We start from the raw sequence: 26793 nt of genomic DNA, 5'->3' as shown, positions 1-26793 counted from the left end.
GAGCACTCGCAAGCCACGCTCAATGAAGTCGCAAGGCAGCTAAATAGCCGCCCTCGGAAAACACTAGACTACGAAACACCCGCTGAACGATTTAGCCAATCTGTTGCGTCGACCGGTTGAATCCACAGCTGATAGCTGCCCACAATTAATCGCAGCTATCAGCAACGGAGGGGGGATGATCTGCGCGCGTCATGCTGAAAAAGCTACTTCTGATGATTGTAGCTATTCGTGCGCGAGCAAAATTTTCCGATCAATAGCGTTCCTCAGCCCATGGTTCTCGTAGGGCAATTATCGGATACTGCCATTGCGCCAGCACCCATCTTTCAAGGTTGAAACGACTCATGGCAAGGAAGAAGGCAAAAAATTCTACAAGTAACGGCATCCTGATCATTTTCGCTCTGGCCTTCGGCGCAGTCGCATCGATCCCGAAAAATGCTTGGATCGCCATTGGTGTTATTGCTTGCATTGCCGCGGTTTTTTGGCTGCTGGTTCGTCGCTCAAGGCGACAGGCCGAGCAATTGTCAGTGGCCGTTTCGGAGACGGAACATCTGCGAGAGCATCAACGGTCAGGCATCACTTTCTCTATCCGTGAGGTTTCAGGGAGCAATATGGGCACAGAGGAAACCTCTGATTTTTACACTGTCCAACTCGGCTCAGCATCTTCAAAGTCCTTCAATATTCCAAATGCGAGCACGCAAAAACCTGATGTTCGCTGGGTGTCAGCAGGTGAATCTGTCACCGTTTCCGGTTTTTCAATTCCCGGTGGCATGTTCTATATGGGCAGCGTGCTAGGTGGCCGGCACGATGCCGAAGAACCCTCACTGATAAACCCCAAGCTCCGTATCGCAAAGACACACGTCGATCTAGAAGAACGGCTGATGTCCTATTGGCCCAGTTTTCACTCCATCACGTCAGAGGCTCGCCGTGGATACCTTCAATGGCTGGAGGGGGGTCATCTTCGCCAACAGGAATAAGCAGATCGTGCCGGATACTCTTTGAATCATCAGATGAACATGGTCACCCCCCCCACTCATCGTACATCTGGTATAAATCGCGCCACTAAATGTAAGTATGGATCGCTATTATCGACAGCACTCTGCACAGGGTGACCTCACTGCGTAGGCAGGCCTCCCCTGATACTGCAAACTGTAATAACCCGTTACCAGCCCAGTTGCTTGTTAAAACCGAGGGCGTCGTAGTAGTCATGCTGCGTGAGAATTTTGCCGTTCTTGAGATGTATGAAACTAACACCCTTGAAGCTGAGGGGGCGCTGAGTAGCTGGGGTCTCGGCACTCCAGGGACCGGTATTGGTGCCATTGAACTCCCATTCAAAGGCAATGCTCTCGCCATTGACAATCGGCTCGCCGAACATTTTCCATTGCAGATCCGGCACCGCCTGCATGAACACCTGAATTACTTGGGACTTAGCGTTTTCGCGGCCAACTTGAGGTGTGCCCACCGAGGCGTCGAGAAACTCAACGTTATCAGAAAAATACTCGGCCGCCGCATCCGCATTGTGGGCATTCCAAGCCTTCATATAGTCATGGATCACGCCGAGGGTATCGTTTTGGCCTGCCGCAAAACTTGCATGACTGGCCAGAACCAGAAACAGCCCGAACAGTAGTGAGTGGATTCGAGACGTCATAGCCTTCAACCTTATTGTTAGAAGATCGGTTTGCCTGCCGCGCTTAGCGACAGGCATTGATGTCAATTAACGGTTTTTCCAGGCATCCGAAGCTGGGGCCTTGCCCTTTTCATAGGGACGAAACAGGGTCATGTATAGGACACCGACAAGGATGACGATGGCACCGACAAGTGCGATGCCGTAGTTCACATACCAAGGCGCATCCGGGGTACGCGGCCAGGACATATTGATGATTGCGAACATGCCGTAGCAAAGGGCAGCGATGTTCACTATCCAACCCCAACGCCCCATGGTGAACTGGCCCTTGGGTTTCCACCCACGGATACGGGCGTACAGCGCCCCGCCAACAATCATCTGGAACGCCAGGTAGATACCGATGGCGGCAAAGCTTACCACCAGCGCAATAGCGTTCTGAAGGTAGAAGCCTACGCACACAATGATCGCGGGTAGCACGCCACACACCACCAGGGCTGCAGTCGGGACGTGTGTCGTAGGCGAGAGTTTTTTCAGCACATTACTGCCCATGAGCATTTCGTCTCGAGCATAGGCATAAAGCAAACGACTGGCGGATGCCTGCAAACTCAGCACGCAGGAAACGAACGAAACCGTAATGACCGCCATGACTACCCGAGAGCCCACAGGACCGAACGCGCTGCCGAATATGGTCGACATCGGGTCTTTGTCTTGCCCGGAAATGACCGCAGCCATATCTGGAACTGCAAGGATCAACGCCAGGGCCGCAAAGATCGAGGCGGCGCCGCCGATCCAGATAGTCATCCGCATCGCCTTTGGAACTTGGCGGCTCGGATTTGGGGTTTCCTCGGCAACATCGCCGCAAGCTTCAAAGCCGTAGTAGAGAAACATCCCCGCCAATGAGGCCGTGAGAAACGCAGGCCAATAGGCCCCATCAATGGAAATATCAAAAGTATTGAACAATACGCTCAAAGGCTGGTGGCGCTCGAAGATCAGCAGGTATCCACCGATCAACAAAGCCCCGACTAGTTCGCAGAGAAAACCGAACATCGCCACCCGCGCCAATAGCTTGGTACCACTGAGATTCAAGACCGTCGCCGTCGCCGTCAAAAATAGCGCGACCAATGTGTTAGTTACCGGCGACGACTCGAAACCTAGAAGGTTTGCGATGTAGGGGCCAGCCCCCAGCGCGACGGCGGCAATGGTGACACACAGAGAGATGGCATAAATCCACCCAACCATCCATGCCCACTTCTTGCCAACCAGACGACGGGCCCAAGGATAGACGCCGCCGGAAATCGGGTATTGAGATACCACTTCGCAAAAAATCAGACACACCAGCATCTGGCCGAACCCCACCAGCAGGTAGGACCAGAACATTGGTGGCCCGCCGGCGGCCAAGCACAGGCCGAACAAGGTGTAGACCCCTACTACCGGGGACAGATAGGTGAATCCAAGGGCAAAGTTCTGCCACAGACTCATACTACGTTCGAAATTTGAGGTGTACCCAAGGGCACGGAGTTGCTCCGCGTCTTGATCTACAGCTACCTTGGCGCTAATTGAGCTGTTCATTGCAACATCCTTCAAAAAGGAATTTGTTTTAATAGGCGTTGATTGGACGGTGCCATCCCATCCGTTGCGCGATTAACCAGAGTTGACTCAGAGTTGTATCCAGGTGGCCTTGATCTCCGTGTACTTATCAAAGGCATGCAGGGATTTGTCACGGCCATTGCCGGACTGTTTAAAGCCGCCGAACGGCGCCATCATGTCACCGCCGTCATAGAGGTTGACCCAAACACTGCCGGCACGAAGTGCGCGGGCCATGTTGTGGGCTCGAGACAGGTCAGACGTCCAGACAGCTGCGGCCAGACCGTAAGGGGTGTCATTGGCGATGCGTACCGCATCCTCGGCTTCGTCGAATTCGATGACTGACAGTACGGGACCGAATATCTCTTCCTGAGCGATTCTCATCGAATTGCTGACGTTGTCGAACAGGGTTGGCTCTACGTAACTGCCACCGGTTTCTACCCGTGCCACGCGTCCCCCGAGTAAGAGCCGCGCGCCTTGCGCTTGACCCTCTTCGATGTACTGCATCACCCCATCCAGATGACGGCCATCCACCAGTGCGCCGACGTTGGTGTCAGGGTCGAGAGGATGCCCCGGCTTCCAGCCCTTCATGGCCTCGACAACCATCGGTACAAAACGCTCTTTGATCGATGCCTGCACCAGCAAACGTGAACCGGCAGTGCAAACCTCACCTTGGTTGAAGGCGATGGCTGCCGCTGCTGCTTCGGCCGCCACCTGCAGATCGGGGGCATCCGCAAATACGATGTTGGGACTTTTGCCGCCGGCCTCGAGCCAGACTCGCTTCATGTTCGACTCACCCGCATAAACCAGTAATTGCTTGGCCACTTGGGTCGACCCGGTAAACGCCAAGGTATCAACTTCACCGTGCAGGGCCAACGCCTTGCCCACGGTGTGGCCATAGCCCGGCAGAACATTGAGCACACCCGCTGGAAGACCCGCCTCCAGAGCTAGCTGTGCGATGCGGATAGCCGTCAGCGGAGAACGCTCCGAGGGTTTGAGGATCACGGAGTTACCGGCAGCCAGCGCCGGCCCCAACTTCCAAGACGCCATCATCAGTGGAAAATTCCACGGCACGATAGTCGCAACCACCCCAACCGGCTCCCGGGTAACAAGCCCGAGCTGATCAACCGAGGTCGCTGCCACCTCATCGTAGATTTTGTCGATTGCCTCACCGCACCAGCGGATACTGTCAATGCTCCCCGGGAGGTCGACCGACAGCGAATCGGAAATCGGCTTGCCCATGTCCAATGTTTCCAGCAGAGCCAGCTCTTCGGCATGGGCCTGCAACAATTCGGAAAAACGCACCATCACTGCCTTGCGCATTGCAGGTGCTTGGCGTGACCAGACACCGGACTCGAACGCCGACCGGGCACTGGCGACCGCCAAATTCGCATCCGCCGCATCACAACTCGCGACCAAGGCAAGCACACGCCCATCGATAGGACTTATGCACTCGAAGGTTGCACCTGAACTGGCCGACACATATTTGCCATTGATGAAGGCTCGCCCTTCAATGCTCAGCGCCTTGGCTCTGGCTTCCCACTCTGATCGGGTCAACTGACTCATGGTTAAAACTGCTCCTGGGTTCGGATGGATGCGATCTCAAATCGCCTTAAACATATGGAACCATATCTTTTAACCCATGAGAACCCCAAAAAAGCGAACATCAGGTGATTTTTTTGACTTTTCATGCGCAAAAATTCTAGAATCTCCCCACGAATACGTACAAAAATAATATTAAATATGAAATAGAATTTTAAAAGAAACACACATCCGGACGCGCTTGACGCTATATCGGACTATTGCCACAGGCGTAAAACGGCGCCGCCCATGAATGAATCAACCATGAGCCCTACTTCAAGCCTCATACGCCTTAACCAGGAAGGTAAAACGGAGTCTGTTACCCGTCGCCTGATAGAAATGATCGATCTGGGGTTGTTCACAGAAGGCGAACAGCTCCCCAATGAAAGTGCCCTGGCCACACAGCTCGGCGTCGCCACGGTTACGCTGCGGGACGCGCTGGCAGGCTTGCGAGAGCGCGGGGTTATCGAAACCCGGCGCGGACGCAGCGGGGGGAGCTTCATCTGCGCCGCACCGCAAACCTCAGATCAGGCCCTGTTCAATCAACTGCGTGAATTCAGCACGCTTGAACTGCGTGACCTCGCCGATGAGCACGCTGCCATTTCAGGCGCCGCCGCCCGACTGGCGGCCCAGCGCACCGGGCCTGAGCAACATGCAAAACTGAGCAGCCTTGTCGACGCCCTGGCCAACGCTCAAGAGCGGCGAGAGCGCCGCCGAGCCGACGCCAGGTTCCATATCGAAATAGCCGTGGCAGCGCAGTCTGTGCGCCTGACTCACAGCGAAGCGCGCTTGCAGGCAGAACTTGGGGAACTGTTATGGCTGCCGTTTGCCGGCCAACCAGACCCACAGGCCGTCGAGCGGGAACATAGAGCTATCCTGGAAGCCATCGTAGCGAACGACGCCAATCTGGCCGGCGCACTGGCAGAAGCACATGTAACACGAGGCGTTCGCCGCCTAAGCACCCTACGACTACAACAAATGGCAGAAGGCGACTAATGAATGGAACGAAACTTGCTGAATTATTCGCTCGCTATGCAGCTCGGTGTCGCATACCCCGTCGACTGCAGGCACCGCATTGTCTTCTCTGAGTCATGAGGTAGAGCCATGGCTAACGAAATGTCAGCAAACGAGTTGTCCCAATGTGCCACGTTGATCAACGCTTCCATTAGTAACGTATTCAAGGGGCTCAACGATATGAGCGCCGCGGTATTGAGCATTTGGGAGCATACGTGTAGCAAAAAGGAGCGCCCCGGCCAAGGCGATCTGAAGCCATTGCTGCCGATTATTCGGCAAATCCTGAACTCGGAGAACCTCAAGTTTCATGGTGCCGGCGTGGTATTCGCTCCTGGTGAGCTGGAAGGCCGCGAAATGCATCTGGAATGGTGGTGCCGAACCCAAAAAGAAGAAATCAAGCCTCTGACGCTGAATTTTAATAGCCGTAGCGACCGTTTTTACGATTACCTGCACATGCCTTGGTACACCCGCCCCCAGCAAACCCGGCAGCCCTCCATAGACGGCCCGTTTGTGGATTTGTACGGCACGGAGCAGTACATCGTTGCGTTCTCGGTTCCTATTTTTTTCGCAGATCGCTTCATTGGTGTAGCTGCTGCCGATATTTCTCTGCACTCCTTGGAGCCCTTGCTCGTGCGCAGCCTTATGCGAGTCAGTAATGAGGCGTTGTTACTCAACGCCGAAGGAAGAGTGCTGGCGGCTAACACACCGAGTTGGCTGGCCGGTGATTTGATTCGAGGCACCCTGAGCCTGGACAAAGAACAGGGTCGCGTCCTGAGCCTTATCGACACATCGTCATATTGGAGCGTCGTAGAGCGGCCTGTCCCAAGGTTTTGATCAAGACTCCATCTTGGTTTAAAGAACCAAATCTCAACCCAGGCGCATCAGGAAAAGTCCCCCCGAATGAAAGCTCCTGCCATGGATGGCTGGAGGTCGCCATGCACTCTGCTACCGAAAGTGGCCCCCATTCTAGCCGCCTATTCCATCAGGCAATTGCACAAGAATCATCTCAACCGAATTGACGAAGCTGTGCACTCTCGCCGCGACACTGGAAGATCACAACCTTTAGAAGGAGCCGCAGTGGGTCGCGCAGCCACTGGGTTCTTCACGAAGTACGTGAACGACTGAAACAAGTGCTTTGACTCCTCACTCCTCACGTTTCCTGCCTGTCGGGCCTGACTAAAACCCGCGTTGCGGTCAGATCATTTTTCGAAGTTTGGAGCTAGAGGGGGACGCACTCAAATCGAGGCGGCTGTAGTGGAAATGAATACAGCTTTTGACCTGGAGGTTAGCCAGCACCCACCCGGAACAACAGGCTGACCTAGAGACATTGTGAGCCGGATTCGTTGGTCAACTCACACCGATTAATTAAAAAGATATAAATCATGGTTATCAAACAGAGGGTGTACGGCTACCGGGACAGCGAGCGCTTTTTCATGAAGATCAAGAGCGTCTTTCCCGGTAATCCGTGAAGAATCATTTTTACTCACGAAACTAAGATGGTGGCGCGACCAGTACCTGGGCCGCGCCGATGATCGATACACCTTCATGACACCGAGACGCGCTATCAGGAGTTGTGCGTGTAGCCCTCCCACTGATGCCACATGCTTTGGTTGACACCCAGACCAAACCAACGGTCAGTGTCGTCGAGTGCACGGCTGAACGTATCAACCACAAACTGTATTTCTTCTGTCGTGGATATCAGTGGTGGACAGAATGCAATCGAGTCTCCCATCGCCCTTGTGATCATGCCGTACTCCTGCGCACGTCCCGCCAGGTAGCGCCCCAGCTTCCCAACCGTATCCAGCGGCTCCTTTGTCCGACGATCCGCAACGAGCTCCACAGCGGCGATCAGTCCACAGCCCCTGACCTCCCCTACCAACGGATGATCAGCAAATTGAGCCAGTCCGGCCTGAAGTTGTTCGCCCAACTCGCAGGCGCGCTCAACAAGCCGGTCTTCCTGGATGATCTTTATGTTTTCCAGCGCAACTGCAGTCGCAACCGGGTGGCCGCTGCCGGTGAAGCCATGGCCCAGAGTACCGAAGGTGTGGCTCTGATCGGCGATCCCCTCGAAGACCTTATCGTTGATCAGGACTGCCGCGATCGGTTGATACGAAGAAGATAGTTGCTTGGAAACCACCATGACATCCGGCTTGATGTCGAAGGTTTCGCAGCCAAACATTTTACCGGTACGACCAAAGCCGCAAATCACTTCATCCGCAACGACCAGCACGTCATATTTACGGCACACCGCTTGAATCTTGTCCCAATATGTGCGCGGAGGCACGATCACGCCGCCCGCCCCCATCAGCGGTTCGCCATAAAAAGCGGCTACGGTTTCCGGCCCCTCCCGGAGAATGACATTTTCCAGTTCGGCTGCCAGGCGATCAGCAAATTGTTCATCGGTCTCGCCAGGTTTGGCATTGCGATAGTGGTGCGGACAGCCGACGTGAAAGAAGCCAGGCAGCGGCACATCAAAACCACGCTGGTTCGCCTGCAGCCCGGTCAAACTGGCGCTGACAGCAGTAATGCCGTGATACGCATTGTGACGGCTAATGAACTTCTTTTTGCCAGGCTTGCCGATAGCATTGTTGCGATACCAGATCATCTTGACGACGGTGTCGTTGGCTTCAGAGCCTGAGTTAGTGAAGAAGACTTTGCTCATCGGCACCGGGGCGAGTTCGATCAGCTTCTCGGCCAATTCGATACTGGGCGTGTGAGCCTTGTGGCTGAAGAGGTGATAAAAGGGCAGTTTGCGTAGCTGTTGCTCTGCCGCCTTGATCAGGCGCTCATTACTGAAACCCAGCGCCACACTCCAAAGACCCGACATCGCTTCGAGATAACGCTTGCCTTGGTTGTCATAGACGTAAACGCCTTCGCCACGCTCAATGATCAGTGGGCCTACTTCCTGGTGCAGTCGCGCATCCGTGTAGGGGTGCAGTTGATGCTGAACATCCTTTTCGGCGAGCGAAAGATACGAGCGATTCATGTTAAGGAACTCCGGGGAATGGCGGCCATATGGCGTTGTTACAGGCTTTGGTGGGTGTTCATCTCCACCCCTCTTGACGCTTGATGAATGTCCGCCGTGATCACACGCCGATACAGAGGTATTTGATTTCCAGGTAGTCCTCAATGCCGTACTTGGAGCCTTCACGACCCAAACCCGAGGCCTTGATGCCACCGAACGGCGCGACTTCGTTGGAGATGATCCCGGTGTTGACGCCGACAATGCCGTATTCCAGCGCTTCGCCCACACGGAACACCCGGCTCAAGTCGCGAGCATAGAAGTAGGACGCCAGACCGAATTCGGTATCGTTGGCCATGGCGATCACATCGGCTTCATCCTTGAAGCGGAACAGCGGTGCCAGCGGACCGAAAGTTTCTTCCTTGGCAACGGCGGCGTTGCGCGGAACATCAACCAGCACGGTCGGCTCAAAGAAGGTCCCGCCCAGGGCATGCGGCTTGCCGCCGGCAACCACGCGAGCGCCTTTGCTCACAGCGTCTTCAATGTGCTCCTGAACCTTGGCCATGGCTTTGGCGTCGATCAGGGGGCCGGTGGTGATGCCGTTTTCCAGGCCATTACCAATGTTCAACTTGGCCACGGCTGCGGTGAGTTTTTCGACGAAGGCGTCGTAGATACCCTCCTGGATATACAGACGGTTGGCGCAGACGCAGGTCTGGCCGTTGTTGCGGTACTTCGAGATCAACGCCCCCTCGATAGCGGCGTCCAGGTCGGCGTCATCGAAGACGATGAAGGGTGCATTGCCGCCCAGTTCCAGCGACACCTTCTTGATGTCCTTGGCGCACTCGATCATCAGCCGGCGGCCGATTTCGGTGGAGCCGGTGAAGGTCAGCTTGCGCACGAGCGGGTTACCGGTCAGCTCGCTGCCGACTTCGCCGGCACTGCCGGTGACCACGCTGAACACGCCTTTCGGAATGCCGGCGCGCTCGGCCAGCTCGGCCAAGGCCAGGGCCGAGTAAGGCGTTTGCGAGGCCGGCTTGAGGACCATGGTGCAGCCGGCGGCCAGGGCCGGACCGGCCTTGCGGGTGATCATCGCCGAAGGGAAGTTCCACGGAGTGATGGCGGCGGTGACACCGATCGGCTGCTTGAGCACCATCAGGCGCTTGTCCACCTGGTGACCGGGGATCATGTCGCCATACACGCGCTTGGCCTCTTCGCCGAACCACTCCAGAAAGGAAGCGGCATAAGCGATTTCGCCACGGGACTCGGTTAGTGGCTTGCCTTGCTCCAGGGTCATCAGGCGGGCCAGGTCTTCCTGGTTGGCCATCATCAGGTCGAACCACTTGCGAAGCTTGTTGGCGCGCTCCTTGGCGGTCAGGGCGCGCCAGGCCGGTAGCGCCTTGTCAGCGGCTTCAATGGCACGACGGGTTTCGGTCGCCCCCATCTTCGGCACGCTGCCAATGATTTCACCGGTGGCCGGGTTGTTGACCATGAGGGTCTGGCCACTGTCAGCATCTGCCCAGGCACCGTCGATATAGGCTTGCTGGCGAAACAGTTTCTGATCGTTGAGTTGCACGCGAAATTCCTCGTTAGCGGGTTGCGCCGGAAGCCGCCATCGGGGCGGTCCGAGTGGAGTTGGCGGGTTTGACAAAACTGACACCGGTGCTTGCTAGCTGCTCACGGACCTTGTCGACGATGTATGCGCCGATCGGGATGGCGGAGGTCGCTGCGGGCGACGGGGCGTTGCAGACGCTGACGCTACGAGCAGTGTTGACGAACAGGAAATCGTCGATCAACTTGCCGTCAAGCGAGACCGCCTGTGCGCGCACACCGGCCGGGTAGGCGGTGAGGTCGCTCTTGTTGATGCTCGGGCAGTACTTCTGCACTTCCTTCAGGTAGCCGCCCTTGAACAGTGAGTTTTTCATCTCGATCAGACCGGGGCGCAGGTTCTTCATCAGCACCTTCAGAATGCCCGGGGTGGTCAGGGTTTCGAACATGTCCGACAGCGAAAAATCGGTCTTGCGATAGCCTTCGCGCTTCATCGCCAGCACTGCGTTGGGTCCGACAGTGACGGTGCCGTCGATCATGCGGGTCAGGTGCACGCCGAGAAATGGCATGGACGGATCCGGGATCGGATAGATCAGGTGGTTGACGATCTGATTATGCTGTTTGGGCAGCAGGTAATACTCGCCGCGGAACGGGCAGATGATGAAGTTGGGCTTGATCCCGAGCATGCGCACCACGCGGTCAGCCATCAGGCCCGAGCAGGTGATCAGGAAGCGCCCGTGGTGCTCCAGCGTGTCGGTGCGGACCACGACTTCATCGGGACGCTCGTCGATGGCGACGACTTCGCTGTTGTAGCGGATCTCACCACCGGCGGCTTCGAATTCTCGGCCCATGGCCGCGGTGACTTCGGCGTAGTTCACGATGCCGCTCGACGGCACAAAGATACCGCCCAGGCCGACGATGTTCGGCTCGCGCTCGCGCAGCTCGGCGGCCGACAGCCATCCACGCCTCAGCCCATTGGCTTCGGTGCGGTCCCACAACGCGCTCATGCGCTGCATTTCCAGCTCATTGGTGGCCACCAGCAGCTTGCCGCACTCGTCGTAACGGATGCCGTGCTTGTCGCAGAAGGCCTTGGTGGCCTTGTTGCCCTCCAGGCAGAAGCGCGCCTTCAGGCTGCCCGGGGTGTAGTAGACGCCGGCATGGATTACGCCACTGTTGTGGCCGGTCTGGTGCTTGGCCGGGCCGGACTCTTTCTCCAGCAGGAGGATTTTTGCGTCCGGGTAAACCTGGGCCAGTTGCATGGCCGTGGACATACCCACAATGCCGCCACCGATGATGATGAAGTCGTACGCAGCCATTAGCTTGCACCCACCTGTATTACGTTTTTGTTGGAAGCGCGATAAGGGCCACATGAGGTGGCCCTCGTCACTTCAGCGTTTGCCAAACCTTACTGGCCGCGCTGGTACATGGTTTTTTGGTAGCTGATGTAGCCGCGCTGACGCATCAGCTCACGACGCAGGCCCGGGTGGGCGGTGAAGCGGTCACGGCCGTGCAGCCAGAACATGTTGTTGACGAGCACGAAGCTTCCGACCGGCACCGGTACCGAAACCTTCTCCTGACTGCCTTCCAGGGATTCGCTCATGGCGGTCAGCCAAATGCCTTCCTCGAAGTCCTTGGGCTGCACGAACTGGTCGATGTAGCGCATTGTCGGGCGGCCTTCGGCGTCGTTGTCGAACACCGCATGGAACACGTCTTCACGCACGTTCTTGCTCGGTGGCGCGGTGAAGCGCATTTCACGGCGGGCCAGCGGATGCGTGTAGTAGTGGTTCAGGTCTCCCCAATCGTCCAGGTGCAGCAGCAGGGTGTTGCCGCCCTCCATGTTCTGCTCGTCGATCTTCATCATCAGCACATAGTCAGTGCGCTCCTGAACAAATGTGCCGTCGTTGTGCAGCTCCATGACCCGGTGTGGCTGGCGCAGGTAACTGTCGGAATTGTCGGTGTTGACCACTGCAAAGCGCGCGTAGAACTGGCCGCTCATGGCATCGAAGTTGGAGCGACCGATCAAGTGCGCGACGGCCGAGGAAAACTTGACCATGTCATCGGCCTGGGACACTTCGTTCAACCCCTCCGGCGTGATGAGCATGCCGCCGGTGGCGCGGTCGAGAATGGTGTTGATCAACACCGGGCGCAGGGTGCCTTCGCACAGCTCGTCAAGTATCTGGCCAACCCGGAAGCGCAGGAACGATTTGTACTCCAGAGCCTGGACCGGCCATTGCGTCACCGCCTTTATGAACGCGTCGACGGTTTGCTTGGCAAATTTCAGCTCAAGCAGGCGCGGTGACTGGCTGGAAGGGGTGAGAGTGAAACCCTTGCACTCCGATGGCAGTGGCATCACAAGGTCCTGAATTTGCGTAAAGGCGTTCATGGCAGTTCCTGGGCAGAAGGTAGGGATTGGCCCCTCCAGCATTGATGCGGATCAGGCCCAGAGCAAAAATATCGCCATAAATTTAAAATGTCTACATTTTTATTTATGATCGACAAAACACCATTCCGTCTTATGTTTTTCGTATGACAGATGTTTAGGTATGATTGGACCTTGTCGTTTTCAGGAGCAGTACCTTTGGATAGCCTCACCCCCAAGCAGAACTCTGCATTCAGCGGGTATGAGCGACTCAAACAGGACATCATTCGCGGGATCTTCAAGCCCGGAGAGAAGCTCCTCATGAGCGGGCTCAAGGAGCGTTATGACTTGGGGGTTGGCCCGCTGCGAGAGGCGCTTTCGCAATTGGTGGCCGAACATCTGGTGGTGGTGATCAGCCAGAAGGGCTACCGGGTCGCGCCCATGTCGTTGAAAGAAATGCAGGACATCTACGATGCCCGCGCCAACCTCGAGGCGATGATCGTAGGCTTGGCCATTGAGCGCGGTGACGACGCCTGGGAGGCGCAGATCCTTGCCCAGTCCCATACCCTCTCGAAAGTCATGGATGTCAAAACCCGAGAGCAGGTCTTGGATGTCTGGGACGAACGGCACAAGGCCTTCCACACTGCTATCGCCACCGGTTGCGGCTCAAAACACCTGTTACAGGCGCGTGGTTATCTATTTGACCAGGCCGAACGCTACCGCCACCTTTGGCTGACCCAGACGGTTTTCTCCGAAGAAGCCCTGGCGTTGAAGCGCAAGGAACATGCCGCGCTGGTTGAAGCTATTCTGGCGCGCGATGCGCCACGGGCCAGCACCATGATGCGCACTCACCTGATGACGCCGGTACCGATCATCGCCGAGATAATGCTGGTGCAAGGAATGGGCAGTGCCGCGTGAGTTTGGGGTTGAACGGGGCGGCTAAAGCGAGCATACCCGCCCACTCTAGCTGAAGTATGCTTACTCATTGAGACCGCCCCTGATGAAGAAACAGCAGTTGGTTCGAGACCTTGCGGGCAAAACCCATTTCATGGGTCACCATGATCATGGTCCGACCTTCTTCTGCAAGCCCTTGGATGACTTTCTGCACTTCTCCCACACCTCAGGGTCCAGCGCCGATGTAGGCGAATCTGGGTGTCGGAATTACCCTCCTCCCCCGCATATTCTGCGACACACTTGACGCTAACAGCTTCACGATCGCAGGAATCCGATCACCATCGCTGACCTGGAAAGTATCACTCGCATGGTGAAGGCAAGGCGAACTTTCTTTCGCGGCTAAGGCGTGGCTGGAGTTAGGCCGCAACATACTTGCATCGCCAGGTAAATTGCTCGAGGGTTCGAGCAATCACTCGGCCTAGCTGGTCGCAGCAAACGTTGTTAGATGAAAGTCGCGTGGCCTGGCTCGACTCTTGCCAAACTCACAAAGGAGCCATAGAGATCGCCCAGCCACGTATGGATTCTTCTATCACTGAGCCAGCGAATGTACTAGGTTGAGACAGAAGTCGGCGGCTTTCACATATGCTGAGGCAGGAGTAAACCTGCCCCAGCATAAACGACTACTTGATCACTACCGGATTGACCGGTGATCCGGCAGCGCGATGTACTTTCAGCGGGGCTGCCACATAAAGGAAAGTATACTGCCTGTCTTTCGCGCAACTTTCAGCTAGCTTTTCCAGGTCGCAGATCTCCGTAAAGGCGATACCAAGATTACGCATCAAAGCGCAGTGTAGTGGCAGAGCCACACCTGATACTGGGTCTGTCGTGACCTCATTGGCGATGGTATCGGTGACAAGGTTTGGAATTTCCTTGTCATGGAACCATCGAACAAGCTCCTCCGAATATGTAAGGCCTGGCTCGCAGAATCCGTCGTAAAACGCCTCGCCCTGCTCATAGAAAGCTTGAAGGAAGTTAGTCCTGATAATCAGGATATCGTGGGGCTCGATCGTATGGCCCTGAGCCTCTGCGCACGCCATAAGATCCATGTGAGTGAATGTCTCACCTTTATCCAGCATGCGCTTGCCACGATGCCGTGCCATATCCAGTAATACGCCGCGCCCGACCACTCCTCGCTCGCCGATAGGTGCGACACTGGCCTTGTCGAGGCCACCCACAGTTGTTCGCGCGTCGTAGCCGTTCCATATTTTCCCGCCGTACCAGAGGTGGCCAAGCGCATCATATTGTGTGGAGCCTTGCAGGAACGCGTCGATCTTGTCATCAGCGTAGTGCAACCCGCCGGGATAACATGGGCCATGATCATTGTCCCAGCTTGACTCATCGAGAACCATAGTACGTTCCGCCGGGGTACGGCCTGGCCAAACCGGATCGCCTGCGGGATCACCGATCATACGCTGTAAAGTAAATACGCTTCCCGTCTTAATATGCGCAACCCCGCGCATGACTTCTTGCGCGGTCAGGTAATTCAGAGAGCCAACTTCGTCTTCCGCTCCCCACTTGCCCCAGTTAGAAGGAGCGTCCTTCAAAAAATCATCCATCTTAGGAACTGCAGTAGTCATGATGTTTTCCTTTTCAGTCACGGTGGTTATTGAAGCGCACGACTAATGCGCCTTGCGTCCTTACCGCTCAGGACATACAAAACATTGAAATGAAAGTGCTCGCTTAATGACAAACGAGCGGCGGCTACAAAAGTCTGTAGCCGCTGGCGTAGCGTGCGATCTGTTTAGCGGTATTAAAGCGCCGAGAAGGGGTAGTTGATAATCAGACGGTTCTCGTCGAACTCCAGGCTGCTGTAATCGCGACGCAGGGTGCTGTTGCGCCATTTCAGCGACAGGTTTTTCAGGCTGCCACTCTGGATCACATAGGCCAACTCACTCTCCCGGCCCCACTCCTTGCCGTCACTCACAGTCGCGGTGTGTACGTCTTCACCGCTGATGTAGCGGTTCATCAGGGTCAACCCGGGAATGCCCACACCAACGAAGTTGAAGTCGTGACGCAACTGCCAGGACCGCTCCTTTGCATTGTCGTAACTGGAGTTGTAGCTGTCGTTGGCCAGGGTGCCGCCGCTGGTGCCATTGACCCGCATCCAGGCGTTGTCGCCGCTGACTTTCTGCAAGCCCAGGTAAAAGGTGCTGCTGCCATACTTGGCCGAGAACATGGCGGAGGCGGTTTTGTTGTCCAGCTCCCCTGCCCGCTCGCTGCCGCTCTCCTTGCCGATGAAGTAGCCAAGATTGGCGCCCAATACCCAGCTACCCACTGTTTGGCTGTGCACCAGGTTGATGAACTGCTGGTTGTAGATGTCCTTGAGCTCGGCATTCCACAGGCCAACCATGGTTTGCTTGCTGTTGAAGCTGTACTCGCCCCCGGCAAAGTTGAAGCGATCAGAGGTAACCCCGCCCCTACCGGTCATCGACATATCGTCCATGCTCGCGTCGTTGCGTGGACTGTTGCCGCGGAACTGCCCACCGTACAGGGTCAAACCGTCGATATCCTGGGAAGTCACCTGGCCACCCCGGAAGGTTTGCGGCAGGGAGCGTCCGTCATCGGAACGCAGGATCGGCAGTACCGGCATCCATTCGCCGACCTTCAGTTCAGTTTTTGACAGCCGAGCCTTCAACGCCACGCCCAGTCGCCCGAAGTCATCGGCTGGACGGCCATCGTCATGCACTGGCAGCAACTGGGTGTTGGTGGTACCGCGACCACCATCGAGCTTGAGCGCATACAGCCCCAGCACGTCCACACCTAAACCCACGGTGCCCTGGGTGAAGCCGGACTTGGCGTCGAGGATAAAACTCTGAGTCCACTCCTCGGCCTTGCTCTGCGGGTAAGCCGGATTGGTAAAGTTGCGGTTGATGTAGAAGTTGCGCGCCGTCAGGCTCGCCTTGGCGTCTTCGAGAAAAGCCTCGGCGACGGCCGGAAAGGCAGACGCGGCCAGCGCCAGCCCTAAGACATAGGTACTGACGACAGGTGCCAACATGCGGCTGTTTTTATTGCAGCAGTTCATTATTTTTATTCTCATAGTTAAAAAGCACACAAAACCCTCCGCTCCGCGTTGGCAGACGAGCTGAATAAAAGGAGGGGACAAATGGATACACACTGTCGAATCAGAGCGCGTATCCCTTCGGCGCACCGCCCGCTAATGGGCGATGCGCGTCAGTCGGTTAGAAGATGCTGCGGTAGAGGGCTTCTACGTCCTGCTCGGTCATGTCTCTGGGATTGCTGTCGATCAGGCGACGCAGGTTCATCACCACCGAGTTGGCCATTTCGGTGAGGGCGGGTTCGTCCACCCCCAGTTTCGACAGCCGGGTTTCCAGCCCGCTGTCGGCCACCAGCGCTTCAATTGCCTGGACAAAGGCTTCGGCTGCCTCGGCTTCGTGCTCGAAATGGCGGCCCGGCAACAGGTATGTCGCGAGCTCCGCATATTGGCTTTGCGCCGCGCTCAGGTTGAAACGCAGTACCGGCGCCATCACCAGGGCATTGGCGTGGCCGTGGGGAATGTGAAAGCGTACCCCTAGCGGATAGGCCAACCCATGAATCGCCGCCACCGAGGCGTTGACGAATGCCATGCCCGCCATCAGCGAGCCTTGCAGCATCGCCGTACGCGCCGCCACGTCCTGACCGTTGGCCAATACTTTGCGCAGGTTGGCGCCCAGCAATCCCAGGGCGGCGGAGGCCAAGCCATCGGCAATCGGGTTCTTGCGTGTGCGACTGGTGTAGGCCTCGATTGCATGCACCATGGCGTCCAAACCGGTGGCGGCGGTGACCCTGGGCGGCAGTCCGAGTGTCAGTTTCGGATCGAGCACCGCCACGTCCGGCATCAGCTGCAACGAATACACCGCTTGCTTGCGCTGTTGCTCGTCAGTGATGACGGAGACCCAGGTCACTTCTGAGCCGGTGCCTGCCGTGGTTGGCACCAACACCAGCGGCACCCGCTCCCCCAGGGCTTTGTCGGTTCCATACAACTCCTCCAAGGGCTGTTCGCTGTTGATCAGCAACGCCACCAGTTTGGCAGCGTCCAAGGAACTGCCGCCGCCGAGCCCCAGCACGCCATCGGCCTTGAATTGTCGGGCCTGCTCGGCGGCCTCTTTGACCACGACGGACGAAGGGTCGGGAACCACTTGGTCAAACAGTGTGACTGCGCAGCCAGCCACCTCAAGCGAGGCCTGGGCCTTGACTGCAAAACCCAGGCTGACAATGCCAGGATCGCACACCAGCATCACCCGTTGCGCACCGAGATCCCTGAGCACCTTGCCCACGCTGTGCAACGCGCCCTCTTCGCAGACTATGCGCGGCACGCTTCTGAATTCATAACTCATCGGTCAGTCCTTTTTGTTTACAGCACCGAGGCATAGATGGCGCGGGCATCTTGGCGGGTTACCGGGCGCGGATTATTGATAAGCAGGCGTTCGACCTTCATCGCGTCATCGGTCAGGCGATCCAGGTCGCCGGCAGTCACGCCCACATCCCGTAGCCGCTGGGCAAACGGCATGCGTCCCACCAACCGGGTCATGAACTCAACAAAGGCATCGCAGGCCAACGCCTCGCTGGCAAAGCGCTGCTCTGGCAGCACCGCCGCCGCCAGTTGCGCGTACAGCGCCTCGGCTGCAGGACGATTGAAGTTCAGCACCGACACTAGCACCAAGGCGTTGCTCAAGCCGTGGGGCACATGGAAGTGGCCGCCTAACGGGTATGCCAGGGCATGCACCGCCGCCACCGGCGAGCTGGCAAAGGCCATGCCCGCAAGCATCGAGCCGAGAAGCATGTCGGAACGGGCCGGTAAATCCCCAGGCGTCGCCAGGACCCGATCCAGATTGCCCGCCAGCAGGCGCAACGCCTGCATTGCCAGGCCATCGGACAGTACATTCTTCTTGTGCACGCTGGTGTAGGCCTCGATGGCATGGACCATGGCATCGATACCGGTCATGGCGCTGACGACTGCAGGCAAGCCGACGGTCAGTTGGGCATCCAGCAGCGCGATATCCGGATACAGCAATGGGCTGACAACGCCCTTTTTCTCATGGCTGGGAGTGGTGACAATCGCTACCGCCGTCACTTCCGAGCCCGTACCTGCCGTGGTCGGCACCTGGATCAATGGCAAACGTGGGCCTTGGGCCAGGTTGATACCGTAGATCGACTCCAGCTCCTGCTCGCGGCCACAGAGCAAGGCTACCAACTTCGCGGTGTCCAGGGAGCTGCCACCGCCCAGGCCGATCACTGCTTGGGCGCGGCAGTTACGGGCGGCATCCACCGCGTGCTGCACCGATTCCGACGGCGGATCGGCCTGCACATCGCTGTACAGTGTCGCGTCGACCCCGGCTTCGCGCAGGGCTCGCAAGGGTGCATCTAGCAAACCGGCGCGCAACAACCCCGGATCGCTGACCAGCAATACCCGCTCGGCCTTTAGCTCGCGGCATAAGGTGCCCAGGCGCAACGCGCCATCGATCTCACAGATCACACGTGGTGTGGTTTCAAAGTTAAACGTCGACATACATCTGCCCTACCCTGCTGTCACGCTGCCGCGCTCGATGCGAAACAACGCATCGACTAGGTCGGCAGAATGTGTGTCATCGGATTCGGAGATCAACACGCACAGGCCTTCCTGGCCCAGCTTGGCAATCACCTCGCTTAAACGCCGGGACAGGACTGGCGCTACGCCCTCGAAAGGTTCGTCCAGAATCAACAGTTGGTTGCCCGGCATCAGCGCCCGGGCCATGGCCACCAGCTTCTGCTGGCCACCGGACAACTGCATCGCCTTGCGGTCACGGAACTGGGCGATCTCTGGAATCAGGCTGTAGACCCATTCCAGACGCTGTTTGCTGTCGGCCAGTTTGTTGGCCCACACTGGCAGCATGATGTTCTCTTCCACGGTCAGCGACGGAATCAGGCGCCGGTCTTCGGGCAAGTAGCTGATACCCGCTGCGGCGCGGGTAAAGGCCGGCTGCGCGCGCAGGTCCTGTCCGCCAAAAAACATCTCGCCGCGGTCCGTGGGCAACAAACCCATGATGGCGCGGATCAAGGTGGTTTTACCGGCGCCGTTGTGGCCGATCAGACCGACCATTTGCCCGGGGCCGATGGACAGCGACACGTCATTGAGGATCGGTATGCCTTCAATAGATACATTGAGATTGCGAATTTCCAGGCTCATTTCACGGCACTCCTTTGCGCCTTGTCGTGGGCTTTGGCGCCGCCAGTGACGAACTCCTGCACCCGGGCATTGGCCAAGACGTCTTCCGGGGCGCCGTCGGCCAGGACTTCACCGCTGTAGAACGCGAGAATGCGCGACACATAGCGGCGTACCACGTCCATGTCATGCTCGACGAACAGCACGGTTACTTGATGCTCGGCAACGACACGCATCACGGTGTCCATCAGCGCGGTTTTCTCTTCGGCGCTAACGCCGCTGGTGGGTTCGTCGAGCAGCAACATCTGCGGATCACCAATCAACGCCATGGCAATATCGATGAGTTTGCGCACCCCCTGCGGTACCGCGGTGACCAGAGTGTCACGCCATTGCGGTATGCCGAACTCGACAAGAATGGCGTCGGCACGGGCATTCCGTGAGGCGCTGCGCATAGGCACAAGCAGCGCTGGAAACGGCCTTTCGGCCGCCGCCACCGCAATCAGCAGGTTGTCTAGCACGCTCAATTGCGGAAACAGTTGGGCGACCTGGAACGAGCGGGCCATGCCCGAGCGGGTAATCGCTCGAGGCGTGCGACCAATGATCGACTGGTTATTGAACAGGATCTCGCCCCGACTCGGCTTCAAGTAACCTGTGACCATATTGATGAAAGTGGTCTTGCCGGCGCCATTGGAGCCGATCACACCGACCACTTCCCCTTTGTTGATCCGCACATTGACGTCCTTGGCTGCAGTGACGGCGCCGAACTCCTTGCACAGACCTTGGGTTTCGAGAATGCAGGTCATGCTTTAGCCCTCCTAGTGTTACCGGTAAACAGGCTCCACAAGCCCTTGGGCAGGAACACGATGATCGCCAGTAAGGTGAAGCCCAGAATCATCTGCCAGCTATGGGGCACCAGTTCGATGGCGTAAGTGCGCACCACGGCAAACACGATGGCGGCGATAAAGGGTGCCGCCACGTGGGCGGTGCCGCCGAGTAAGGCGATGAACACGAACTCACCGGAGGTGATCCAGTAGGCCATTTCCGGGTCGATATGCCCGGCGGACAAGGCCATGAAACCACCGCCCAATGCCGAAACGGCCGCGGCGGCTACGTAGTTCATGTACAGCACCCAGCGTGGGGACTGCCCGAGGTATTCGACACGCACTTCGTTTTCACGAATTGCTTCACACATCATCCCGGCATTGCTGCGGCTATAGCGATGCAGTAACACCGCCAGCACCGTCGAACTGGCAACGATGATCATGAACAAAACCAGCGGTCCCTGCCCGGCGGCTGGCGACCAGCCAAACAGGGTCCAGGCCTTGACGTTGAAGCCGTCAGTACTGCCCAGGGCCGAGCTTTTCACCAGCACGCCATAGAGGATCATCGAGAACGCCAACGACAGCATGGCGAAGAAAATCTCCCGATAGCGGGTCATCAGCAGGCCTAGAATCATCGCCAATAAAACCGCGACGCCAACGCCGATCACTAGCAACACGGCTAGGTCGGTGATATTTAGGAAGTGCCCACTCATGCCCACGGCATAGCCGCCAACGCAGAAGAACAAGCCCTGGCCAAAGGTCACCAGACCGGCGCGCATCTGCATCACCACGCCTTGCACTACCATGGCCTTGGCCAATGCCATGGTCAGCAAAAACACCAGCCATTGCGGAGCAATCCAGCCACCGGCGGCCAGCAGCGCTGCAACTGCCAGCAGAATCAGTTCGGTTTTATCCATGCACATCAGATTTTCCTCGCTAACACGCGGCCGAACAGGCCTTGCGGACGTACCGCCAGAACCAGCGCCATGACGCCGTAAATCACAAAGAGTTCGAATTCCGGCGCATAGTGCACCGCCGCCGCACGGCTCAGCCCTACTAGCAAGGCGCCTACCGCTGCTCCTTCGATACTGCCCATGCCACCGATCACCACCACGGCGAAGGCCAGGACGATAATTTCCACGCCGATGCCCGGCGCTACGGAAATTGCCGGAGCGGTCAAGGCACCGGCCAAGGTGCCGAGCATGGTGCCCAACACAAAGACCAGGGTGAACATACGCTTGACGTTGACGCCCATGGCCATAGCCACTTCTCGGTCGTGGATCACAGCCCGCAGGACCTTGCCCTGGTTGGTGCGTTCCAGCCACAGGTACAAGCCCAGTCCAAGTACCAGCGACACGCCTACCAACATCAGGTCGTAATTGGAAACCTTCAGCCCGGCCAAGGCGCTACGGCCCATTTCGGCATAGGGTTGATAGGCAAAATAGGGGTTCACGCCCCAGATCATTTTCATGGTGTCTTCCAACACCAGCAGCAGCGCGTAGGTGATGATCACCATCAGCACTTCGTCTCGGCCGTACATAAACTTGAGCAGCCCGCGCTCGATGATCAGGCCAACGATCAGCCCAGCCACCAGGGCACAGCCAAGCATCAGTAGGTAACCGGCCCAGACTGGGCCGATACCATTATTGAAATACCAGCCCACCAGCGAAGCTGCGGTGTAGGCGCCAATGGCATAAAAACTGCCATGGGCCATGTTCAGGATCCGCATGACCCCGTAGATCACCGTCAACCCTGCCGCGACCAAAAACAGCCACGAGGCATAGATGGTGCCGTCAATCAGCACCGCGAAAAGACTCATCATAGAGATCCTACCTTGGCATAAAGGTGGCGACGCCGAACGGGCCGCCACTTCGGAACAATCAAGCGAGGTTGATCAGTTGCACTGGGCACCGGGGAAGCCAGCCTTGATCCATTCCAGGGCGGTGGTGCCGTCTGGTGGAGTCACGCATTCGCCGGAGAAGGCGATGACGTTTTGCACGCTGCCTTTCTTGCTCGCCTTGTCGAATTGGTACTCGCCATAGGAAATGCCCTGCATCGCCTGATGCCCCCCGGCGCGAGCCATTTGCACAGTGCCGGACACTGACTCGAAGGTCGCGCCCTTAAAGGCCTTGGCGATTTCCTGCGGCGCGGGGATCTTGCCCGGTTCAACCTTGGCGTTTTCCGCTGCGTGCTTGAGGCCGAGAATGGCTTGGGCCATTTTGCTCGCCGGGTAAGTTGGCGCGGTGCTGTACGCGGCTTGGTACTTGTCCTTGAACCAGCGATTGAGTTCGTTATCCGGCGCGAACGCACCAAACGGGCCACGGCCGCCTATGACCATGCCGTTGGGAGCCTGGTCCTTGTAGCGGTCCAGGGCGGACTCGCCGCAGGTCAGAACCGCGGTGGCGTCTTCCAACAAACCACGGGCATTGGCTTGCAACACAAGGGCTTCCATGTCGCCGCCCCAGAAGCTGGAGTGGATGATGTCCGGGCGCTTGACCGACAGAGCGGAAATCTCGGCGCCGTATTGGCCCTGGAAGACCTTAGGCATCTGCGACTCGACCACCTTGGCCTTGGGCATCAACTGCTCCATGGAGTGGGTGAAGTCTTTCCAGCTGTCTTGTCCAAAGGCGTAGTTCTGCTGAATGCCGGCAACTTTCTGCGCGTCGGGGCGGGTCTTGGTCAGGTAACGGGCGGCGCCGATATTGTCCACGGCCGCATCAAGGCCGGTACGGAACACAAACTGCGGGGTCTTGTCTTCGTTGAACAGCTGAGAGGTGCCGCAATCGTAAAACACGGTCATGGCACCTAGCTCTTCGGCCACAGGCGCAATGGCCAGGCAGTCGCCGGAGGAAATGTAGCCCACCACTGCATCGACCTTCTGGCGCTGCACCAGGTTACGGAACTCTTCGACCTGTTTTGCCGCGCCGCCCGCTTCGTCGATGATCACCACCTCGATTTCGACACCGTTGATTCCAATGGTGTTGTAAGGCGCCGGGAGCTTGCCTTGGTTTAGCCCTTCCACCAGCATTTTGGCGGCGTTCGCGGACGGCTCACCGAACGGCCCGGCTGCTGGGCCCGATAGGAAAGTCACGACGCCGATACGAAACTTACCGTTCTCGGCAGCCATGGCCGAGGAGCCCATGGACAGGGCCACGCCAGCGGTAATGGCGAGGGTCAAACGGTGCTTCAGTATGTTTTTCTTATAATTGTTCATCTGTGCTTCCACTTTCGATTAATGAACTGACTAGGGACTCTCGGGACGACTCTTTTTCGAGTTAGGGCTTTCAGCGCTCATTCGACGCTTGATGGTTGCGCTGTTCTGCTGCAGTTCCTGGGCGGAATACACCACCCAATTACTCAGCATCACCTTGGCGGGCGGGTAATCGTTGTTGAGCACCGGAGTGCCAATTGCCTGGGTCTGCTGGATCTGGTGGGTTTGCGGATCGATCCTTGAGACGAACCCGGGCGGATCTTCTGGCAAGGCAATTTCCAAGCCTTCCAAGGCACGTATCAACTCCTGGGAGTCGACGCTGCCCAGCGCTTTTTCATAGGCTTTGGCTAACACCATGACACCGGTGTAGGCACCTTCGGCGGCGTAGGTCGGGTAGCGACCGTTGATGGCCTGGAAGCGCTCGACAAAGGAACGATTGCGCGGCGTATCCGGCCAGTTGTTATGGTGCCGCGCCGAGAGGATCAGCCCCGGAAGAGCCTGGTCGCCCAAGGACACCAGGAAATCGTAGTTACCACCGGTGTCGAAGTTGGCCAGGCGCGAGGTGGCGAACAACCGGGTGCTTGCTGCCTGCTTGACGAAGGCCTGGAAGTCACCGCCCCACAGGGCCGAGACAATGATGTCGGGTTTAGCTTGTTCCAGAGCGGCGATATAGGCGGAGTAGTCAGGCTCATACAGGCGTGGCCAGAGTTCGGTGACGTCCTCGAACTTGACACCCAGTTGGGCAAAGGCCTCGTGCAGGTCATCGCGGGACACGTGGCCGTATTCGTAATCGGGGCCTATGAACGCCAGGCGTTTCCATCCGGTTTGTTGTTGCAGGGCTTGCAGGTAGCGGGCACCGGCGGCCATCGAGGTCCAAGTGTCATTGGTGACGCGGAAATAGTACGGGTGGCCGTTTTCCAGGGTCATGCGCGAGGACGCATGGTCGGTGCCGATCATCAGTACTTTCTCGCGCTTGGCCAACTGACTGACCGCCAGCCCCACGCCGGACGAGACCATACCGCACAGCACTTGCACACCGTCCTGATGGATGAAGTTTTTCGCCAGGCCTACGCCATAGGAAGCCTTGGACTGATCGTCATCGATGATCACGCGCAGACGTGGCACTTGCTGGCCGGCCTCGCGCTGAGCCTGCAACTCGCCTAGGGCAATCTGGATCCCGGCGATGCTGTCCTGGCCGTAGATCGCTGCGCGCTCGGTCATCGGGTAAAGGCAGCCCATCGTTAGGTCCGCCTGAGAGGCGGCAGCGCCCAACTCCACGCGGCCGACCTGAGCTGAAGCAACAACGCTCAGCAAAAGACTGCACACTGTGAGCGAGCAATAAAACCATGGACGTGGCAGTGACATAAGTATCCTTTAGGGCGTTGGCAACGCCTCTTGTTAGTTCGCCAAAGGGATAGAGCAAAGGGTGTGCCAGAAAGGCTGAAAAGCTTGTAGGAGTTGCCTAGGCAAGTGGCTGCGATCGGACGCATAGCGGCCGCCAGCTTGGAAATGCAGTCTGCCAGGCATACCTGGGCGCCCGGGGTGAGCGCACTTGAAATTGATCGCAGCCACGTGCCTCGGCAGCGGCTACTGAGATTTGCGACGATTGCATTGAGCGCTTAGCGCTCAACCTGCGCGCATTGTTGAGCGGTTACCGCTCGGTCGAGCGATCCAGTCCCAGGCGATGCAGGCGGCGCTTGAGCGCGTGCCGGGAAATCCCCAACAGGCTTGCTGCCAGGCCCTTATGGCCCGATGCGCGGCTCAGAGCATCGGTGACCAGATCACGCTCGGCGAGCTCGAGCTGCTCGCCCAGTACCAGTGGCTCGATCTGCAGGCCTTGCAACGCTGAAGGCAACATCGCCACGCTAATCGCCTGCCCTGGTGACAGTATGGTCAAGCGCTCTACCAGGTTTTTAAGCTCGCGTACATTCCCCGGCCAGCGGTGACGGGCCAATGCCTGGGCACTGTCCGGCAGGAAGCGGATCGGTTCGACCCCTTCCTCCACAGCCTGGCGCCGGGCGAAATGCTCGGCCAGCAACAGCACGTCTTCACCGCGCTCGCGCAGTGAAGGAATATCCAGTGTGATCACGTTCAGGCGATAGAACAGGTCCTCACGAAACCGTCCCGATTGCACGTCATCGGCCAGATCCCGATTGGTCGCCGCCACCACCCGCACATCCGCGCTACTCGCGGCATTGGCGCCCACGGCTCGGTAGCTGCCGTTCTCAAGAAAATGCAGGAGCTTGGCTTGAAGTGCCAGCGGCAATTCGCCGATCTCATCGAGAAACAGCGTGCCGCCATTTGCCTGACTGACCAGCCCGGCACGCTTTTGGTGAGCGCCGGTATACGCGCCTTTTTCCGAACCAAACAACTCTGCCTCGATCAACTGCTCCGGCAATGCCGCACAGTTGACCTCGATAAACGGTTGCCCGCCCCGCCCGCTATGGTTGTGCAGGGCTTGGGCGACCAAAGTCTTCCCTGTGCCGGATTCTCCAAGCAACAAAATCCGCGTTGCGGAACTACGGGCAATGCGCCCCACCGCTGCGTGCAAGGTGCTCATCGCCTGGCTATGGCCGAGCAGGCCAGCGGCCAGTTCATCACTCACCGCCACGGCGGGTTCTTCGCATCTGGCCAATGACAAGGTGCTGGTGATGGTCGCCAGCAGGTCGTCGAGTTCAAAAGGTTTTGTAAGGTAGTCAGTGGCGCCGCTTTTCACTGCCTGTACGGCGGCGCGGGTATCACCGTGAGCGGAAATCATGATCACCGGCAGTTGTGCGTGAAGCTGGCGTATACCGTCCAACGTGGCCATGCCATCGATGCCCGGTAAGCCGAGGTCGAGCAGCACGATATCGATGCCGGTGGTCTCCCCCGCCAACAGCTCCAGCGCTGCCTCACCACTGCCCGCCGTGCTGATGCGCATTCCTTCGCCGCGCAGGGCATAGCTGAGGGAGCGCACCAGCGCCTCTTCGTCATCTACTATCAAAACGTGAATGTCAGACATC

Annotated in this window: 22 protein-coding genes and 2 pseudogenes; 5 read left to right on the top strand and 19 right to left on the bottom strand. The window is 57.8% G+C overall.

The genetic code is table 11. From position 1 onward, the window contains the following. Both KGA98_RS14490 and KGA98_RS14485 read left to right on the top strand, forming a co-directional pair. Positions 1 to 120: pseudogene (locus tag KGA98_RS14490) on the top strand (IS30 family transposase); the annotation flags it as partial. A 221-nt stretch (positions 121 to 341) separates the two neighbouring features. Beyond that, positions 342 to 974 (top strand): TerB N-terminal domain-containing protein, encoded by a 633-nt coding sequence (locus tag KGA98_RS14485; protein ID WP_223502635.1) that lies wholly within the window; start codon positions 342 to 344, stop codon positions 972 to 974. Positions 975 to 1159: 185 nt separating this feature from the next. Here the strand turns inward: KGA98_RS14485 and KGA98_RS14480 are convergent, their stop codons facing one another. The 3 genes from KGA98_RS14480 to KGA98_RS14470 form a co-directional block, all read right to left on the bottom strand. Further along, positions 1160 to 1645: an ester cyclase gene (locus tag KGA98_RS14480; RefSeq protein WP_223502634.1), complete on the bottom strand. Its 486-nt coding sequence runs from the start codon at positions 1643 to 1645 to the stop codon at positions 1160 to 1162. 66 nt (positions 1646 to 1711) lie between these two features. Further along, positions 1712 to 3190, bottom strand: coding sequence for an APC family permease (locus tag KGA98_RS14475; RefSeq protein WP_150727167.1), 1479 nt, complete (start codon positions 3188 to 3190; stop codon positions 1712 to 1714). Positions 3191 to 3277: 87 nt separating this feature from the next. Beyond that, positions 3278 to 4771 (bottom strand): aldehyde dehydrogenase, encoded by a 1494-nt coding sequence (locus KGA98_RS14470; RefSeq protein WP_223502633.1) that lies wholly within the window; start codon positions 4769 to 4771, stop codon positions 3278 to 3280. A gap of 279 nt (positions 4772 to 5050) precedes the next feature. Here KGA98_RS14470 and KGA98_RS14465 point away from each other — a divergent pair, with 279 nt between their 5' ends. Together KGA98_RS14465 and KGA98_RS14460 are read left to right on the top strand one after the other, a co-directional pair. Next, on the top strand, positions 5051 to 5782 hold the full coding sequence (locus KGA98_RS14465) for a FadR/GntR family transcriptional regulator (protein ID WP_223502639.1): 732 nt from the start codon (positions 5051 to 5053) through the stop codon (positions 5780 to 5782). A gap of 108 nt (positions 5783 to 5890) precedes the next feature. Then, a complete protein-coding gene (locus KGA98_RS14460; RefSeq protein ID WP_150727165.1) occupies positions 5891 to 6634 on the top strand; it encodes a histidine kinase in 744 nt (247 codons plus the stop codon). A gap of 730 nt (positions 6635 to 7364) precedes the next feature. Here the strand turns inward: KGA98_RS14460 and KGA98_RS14455 are convergent. From KGA98_RS14455 to glaH, 4 genes are all read right to left on the bottom strand, one after another. Continuing rightward, positions 7365 to 8786 (bottom strand): aspartate aminotransferase family protein, encoded by a 1422-nt coding sequence (locus tag KGA98_RS14455; protein WP_223502632.1) that lies wholly within the window; start codon positions 8784 to 8786, stop codon positions 7365 to 7367. A 100-nt stretch (positions 8787 to 8886) separates the two neighbouring features. Further along, positions 8887 to 10335, bottom strand: a complete 1449-nt coding sequence (gene gabD, locus KGA98_RS14450) for an NADP-dependent succinate-semialdehyde dehydrogenase (RefSeq protein WP_223502631.1) — start codon at positions 10333 to 10335, stop codon at positions 8887 to 8889. Positions 10336 to 10348: 13 nt separating this feature from the next. Further along, complete coding sequence (lhgO, locus tag KGA98_RS14445; protein WP_223502630.1) at positions 10349 to 11623, bottom strand: L-2-hydroxyglutarate oxidase; 1275 nt, start codon at positions 11621 to 11623, stop codon at positions 10349 to 10351. A gap of 89 nt (positions 11624 to 11712) precedes the next feature. Next, a complete protein-coding gene (gene glaH, locus KGA98_RS14440; protein ID WP_056723351.1) occupies positions 11713 to 12690 on the bottom strand; it encodes a glutarate dioxygenase GlaH in 978 nt (325 codons plus the stop codon). Between the two features lie 195 nt (positions 12691 to 12885). Between glaH and csiR the strand changes: the two genes are divergently transcribed. Further along, positions 12886 to 13584 carry a DNA-binding transcriptional regulator CsiR gene (gene csiR, locus KGA98_RS14435; protein ID WP_223502629.1) on the top strand — a complete coding sequence of 233 codons (699 nt, stop codon included), beginning with the start codon at positions 12886 to 12888 and terminating at the stop codon, positions 13582 to 13584. 76 nt (positions 13585 to 13660) lie between these two features. Here the strand turns inward: csiR and KGA98_RS14430 are convergent. The 12 genes and pseudogenes from KGA98_RS14430 to KGA98_RS14375 all read right to left on the bottom strand — a co-directional run. After that, positions 13661 to 13815, bottom strand: a pseudogene (locus KGA98_RS14430) (histidine/lysine/arginine/ornithine ABC transporter ATP-binding protein); the annotation flags it as partial. A gap of 425 nt (positions 13816 to 14240) precedes the next feature. Beyond that, positions 14241 to 15197, bottom strand: coding sequence for a cyclase family protein (locus KGA98_RS14425; RefSeq protein WP_223502628.1), 957 nt, complete (start codon positions 15195 to 15197; stop codon positions 14241 to 14243). A 173-nt stretch (positions 15198 to 15370) separates the two neighbouring features. After that, the gene (locus KGA98_RS14420) at positions 15371 to 16615 is read right to left on the bottom strand and encodes an OprD family porin (protein WP_223502627.1); all 1245 of its coding nucleotides are present in this window, start codon (positions 16613 to 16615) and stop codon (positions 15371 to 15373) included. A gap of 184 nt (positions 16616 to 16799) precedes the next feature. Further along, a complete protein-coding gene (locus tag KGA98_RS14415) occupies positions 16800 to 17954 on the bottom strand; it encodes an iron-containing alcohol dehydrogenase (RefSeq protein ID WP_223502626.1) in 1155 nt (384 codons plus the stop codon). A gap of 17 nt (positions 17955 to 17971) precedes the next feature. After that, positions 17972 to 19126 carry an iron-containing alcohol dehydrogenase gene (locus KGA98_RS14410; protein ID WP_223502625.1) on the bottom strand — a complete coding sequence of 385 codons (1155 nt, stop codon included), beginning with the start codon at positions 19124 to 19126 and terminating at the stop codon, positions 17972 to 17974. Positions 19127 to 19135: 9 nt separating this feature from the next. Continuing rightward, complete coding sequence (locus KGA98_RS14405; protein ID WP_223502624.1) at positions 19136 to 19783, bottom strand: ATP-binding cassette domain-containing protein; 648 nt, start codon at positions 19781 to 19783, stop codon at positions 19136 to 19138. Continuing rightward, positions 19780 to 20562 (bottom strand): ABC transporter ATP-binding protein, encoded by a 783-nt coding sequence (locus KGA98_RS14400; protein ID WP_223502623.1) that lies wholly within the window; start codon positions 20560 to 20562, stop codon positions 19780 to 19782. Before KGA98_RS14400 ends, KGA98_RS14405 begins: the two co-directional genes overlap by 4 nt. Further along, entirely contained in the window at positions 20559 to 21497 is a 939-nt protein-coding gene (locus KGA98_RS14395) for a branched-chain amino acid ABC transporter permease (protein WP_223502622.1), read from the bottom strand. The genes KGA98_RS14400 and KGA98_RS14395 overlap by 4 nt, the downstream gene beginning before the upstream one ends. Positions 21498 to 21502: 5 nt before the next feature. Beyond that, positions 21503 to 22402 carry a branched-chain amino acid ABC transporter permease gene (locus tag KGA98_RS14390; protein WP_123722561.1) on the bottom strand — a complete coding sequence of 300 codons (900 nt, stop codon included), beginning with the start codon at positions 22400 to 22402 and terminating at the stop codon, positions 21503 to 21505. A 72-nt stretch (positions 22403 to 22474) separates the two neighbouring features. Further along, on the bottom strand, positions 22475 to 23794 hold the full coding sequence (locus KGA98_RS14385; RefSeq protein ID WP_223502621.1) for an ABC transporter substrate-binding protein: 1320 nt from the start codon (positions 23792 to 23794) through the stop codon (positions 22475 to 22477). Between the two features lie 30 nt (positions 23795 to 23824). Continuing rightward, the gene (locus KGA98_RS14380) at positions 23825 to 25030 is read right to left on the bottom strand and encodes an ABC transporter substrate-binding protein (RefSeq protein WP_223502620.1); all 1206 of its coding nucleotides are present in this window, start codon (positions 25028 to 25030) and stop codon (positions 23825 to 23827) included. A gap of 412 nt (positions 25031 to 25442) precedes the next feature. After that, positions 25443 to 26792: a sigma-54-dependent transcriptional regulator gene (locus tag KGA98_RS14375; RefSeq protein ID WP_223502619.1), complete on the bottom strand. Its 1350-nt coding sequence runs from the start codon at positions 26790 to 26792 to the stop codon at positions 25443 to 25445. Position 26793 lies beyond the last annotated feature (1 nt).

Source organism: Pseudomonas sp. BF-R-24 (genome assembly GCF_019947335.1).
Classification (GTDB): Bacteria; Pseudomonadota; Gammaproteobacteria; order Pseudomonadales; family Pseudomonadaceae; genus Aquipseudomonas; species Aquipseudomonas jessenii.
The sequence above is the reverse complement of the archived record's forward strand: the minus strand, read 5'-3'. Positions and strand labels throughout refer to the sequence as shown.

Coding starts and splice junctions, on each gene's coding strand:
- lhgO (WP_223502630.1), bottom strand. CDS start 11,623: ATGGCTGCGTACGACTTCATCATCATCGGTGGCGGCATTGTGGGTATG.
- KGA98_RS14415 (WP_223502626.1), bottom strand. CDS start 17,954: ATGAGTTATGAATTCAGAAGCGTGCCGCGCATAGTCTGCGAAGAGGGC.
- KGA98_RS14395 (WP_223502622.1), bottom strand. CDS start 21,497: ATGGATAAAACCGAACTGATTCTGCTGGCAGTTGCAGCGCTGCTGGCC.
- KGA98_RS14385 (WP_223502621.1), bottom strand. CDS start 23,794: ATGAACAATTATAAGAAAAACATACTGAAGCACCGTTTGACCCTCGCC.
- KGA98_RS14460 (WP_150727165.1), top strand. CDS start 5,891: ATGGCTAACGAAATGTCAGCAAACGAGTTGTCCCAATGTGCCACGTTG.
- KGA98_RS14375 (WP_223502619.1), bottom strand. CDS start 26,792: ATGTCTGACATTCACGTTTTGATAGTAGATGACGAAGAGGCGCTGGTG.
- KGA98_RS14475 (WP_150727167.1), bottom strand. CDS start 3,190: ATGAACAGCTCAATTAGCGCCAAGGTAGCTGTAGATCAAGACGCGGAG.
- KGA98_RS14400 (WP_223502623.1), bottom strand. CDS start 20,562: ATGACCTGCATTCTCGAAACCCAAGGTCTGTGCAAGGAGTTCGGCGCC.
- KGA98_RS14405 (WP_223502624.1), bottom strand. CDS start 19,783: ATGAGCCTGGAAATTCGCAATCTCAATGTATCTATTGAAGGCATACCG.
- glaH (WP_056723351.1), bottom strand. CDS start 12,690: ATGAACGCCTTTACGCAAATTCAGGACCTTGTGATGCCACTGCCATCG.
- KGA98_RS14480 (WP_223502634.1), bottom strand. CDS start 1,645: ATGACGTCTCGAATCCACTCACTACTGTTCGGGCTGTTTCTGGTTCTG.
- KGA98_RS14455 (WP_223502632.1), bottom strand. CDS start 8,786: ATGAATCGCTCGTATCTTTCGCTCGCCGAAAAGGATGTTCAGCATCAA.
- KGA98_RS14420 (WP_223502627.1), bottom strand. CDS start 16,615: ATGTTGGCACCTGTCGTCAGTACCTATGTCTTAGGGCTGGCGCTGGCC.
- KGA98_RS14470 (WP_223502633.1), bottom strand. CDS start 4,771: ATGAGTCAGTTGACCCGATCAGAGTGGGAAGCCAGAGCCAAGGCGCTG.
- KGA98_RS14390 (WP_123722561.1), bottom strand. CDS start 22,402: ATGATGAGTCTTTTCGCGGTGCTGATTGACGGCACCATCTATGCCTCG.
- KGA98_RS14465 (WP_223502639.1), top strand. CDS start 5,051: ATGAGCCCTACTTCAAGCCTCATACGCCTTAACCAGGAAGGTAAAACG.
- KGA98_RS14380 (WP_223502620.1), bottom strand. CDS start 25,030: ATGGGCTGCCTTTACCCGATGACCGAGCGCGCAGCGATCTACGGCCAG.
- KGA98_RS14425 (WP_223502628.1), bottom strand. CDS start 15,197: ATGACTACTGCAGTTCCTAAGATGGATGATTTTTTGAAGGACGCTCCT.
- KGA98_RS14410 (WP_223502625.1), bottom strand. CDS start 19,126: ATGTCGACGTTTAACTTTGAAACCACACCACGTGTGATCTGTGAGATC.
- KGA98_RS14485 (WP_223502635.1), top strand. CDS start 342: ATGGCAAGGAAGAAGGCAAAAAATTCTACAAGTAACGGCATCCTGATC.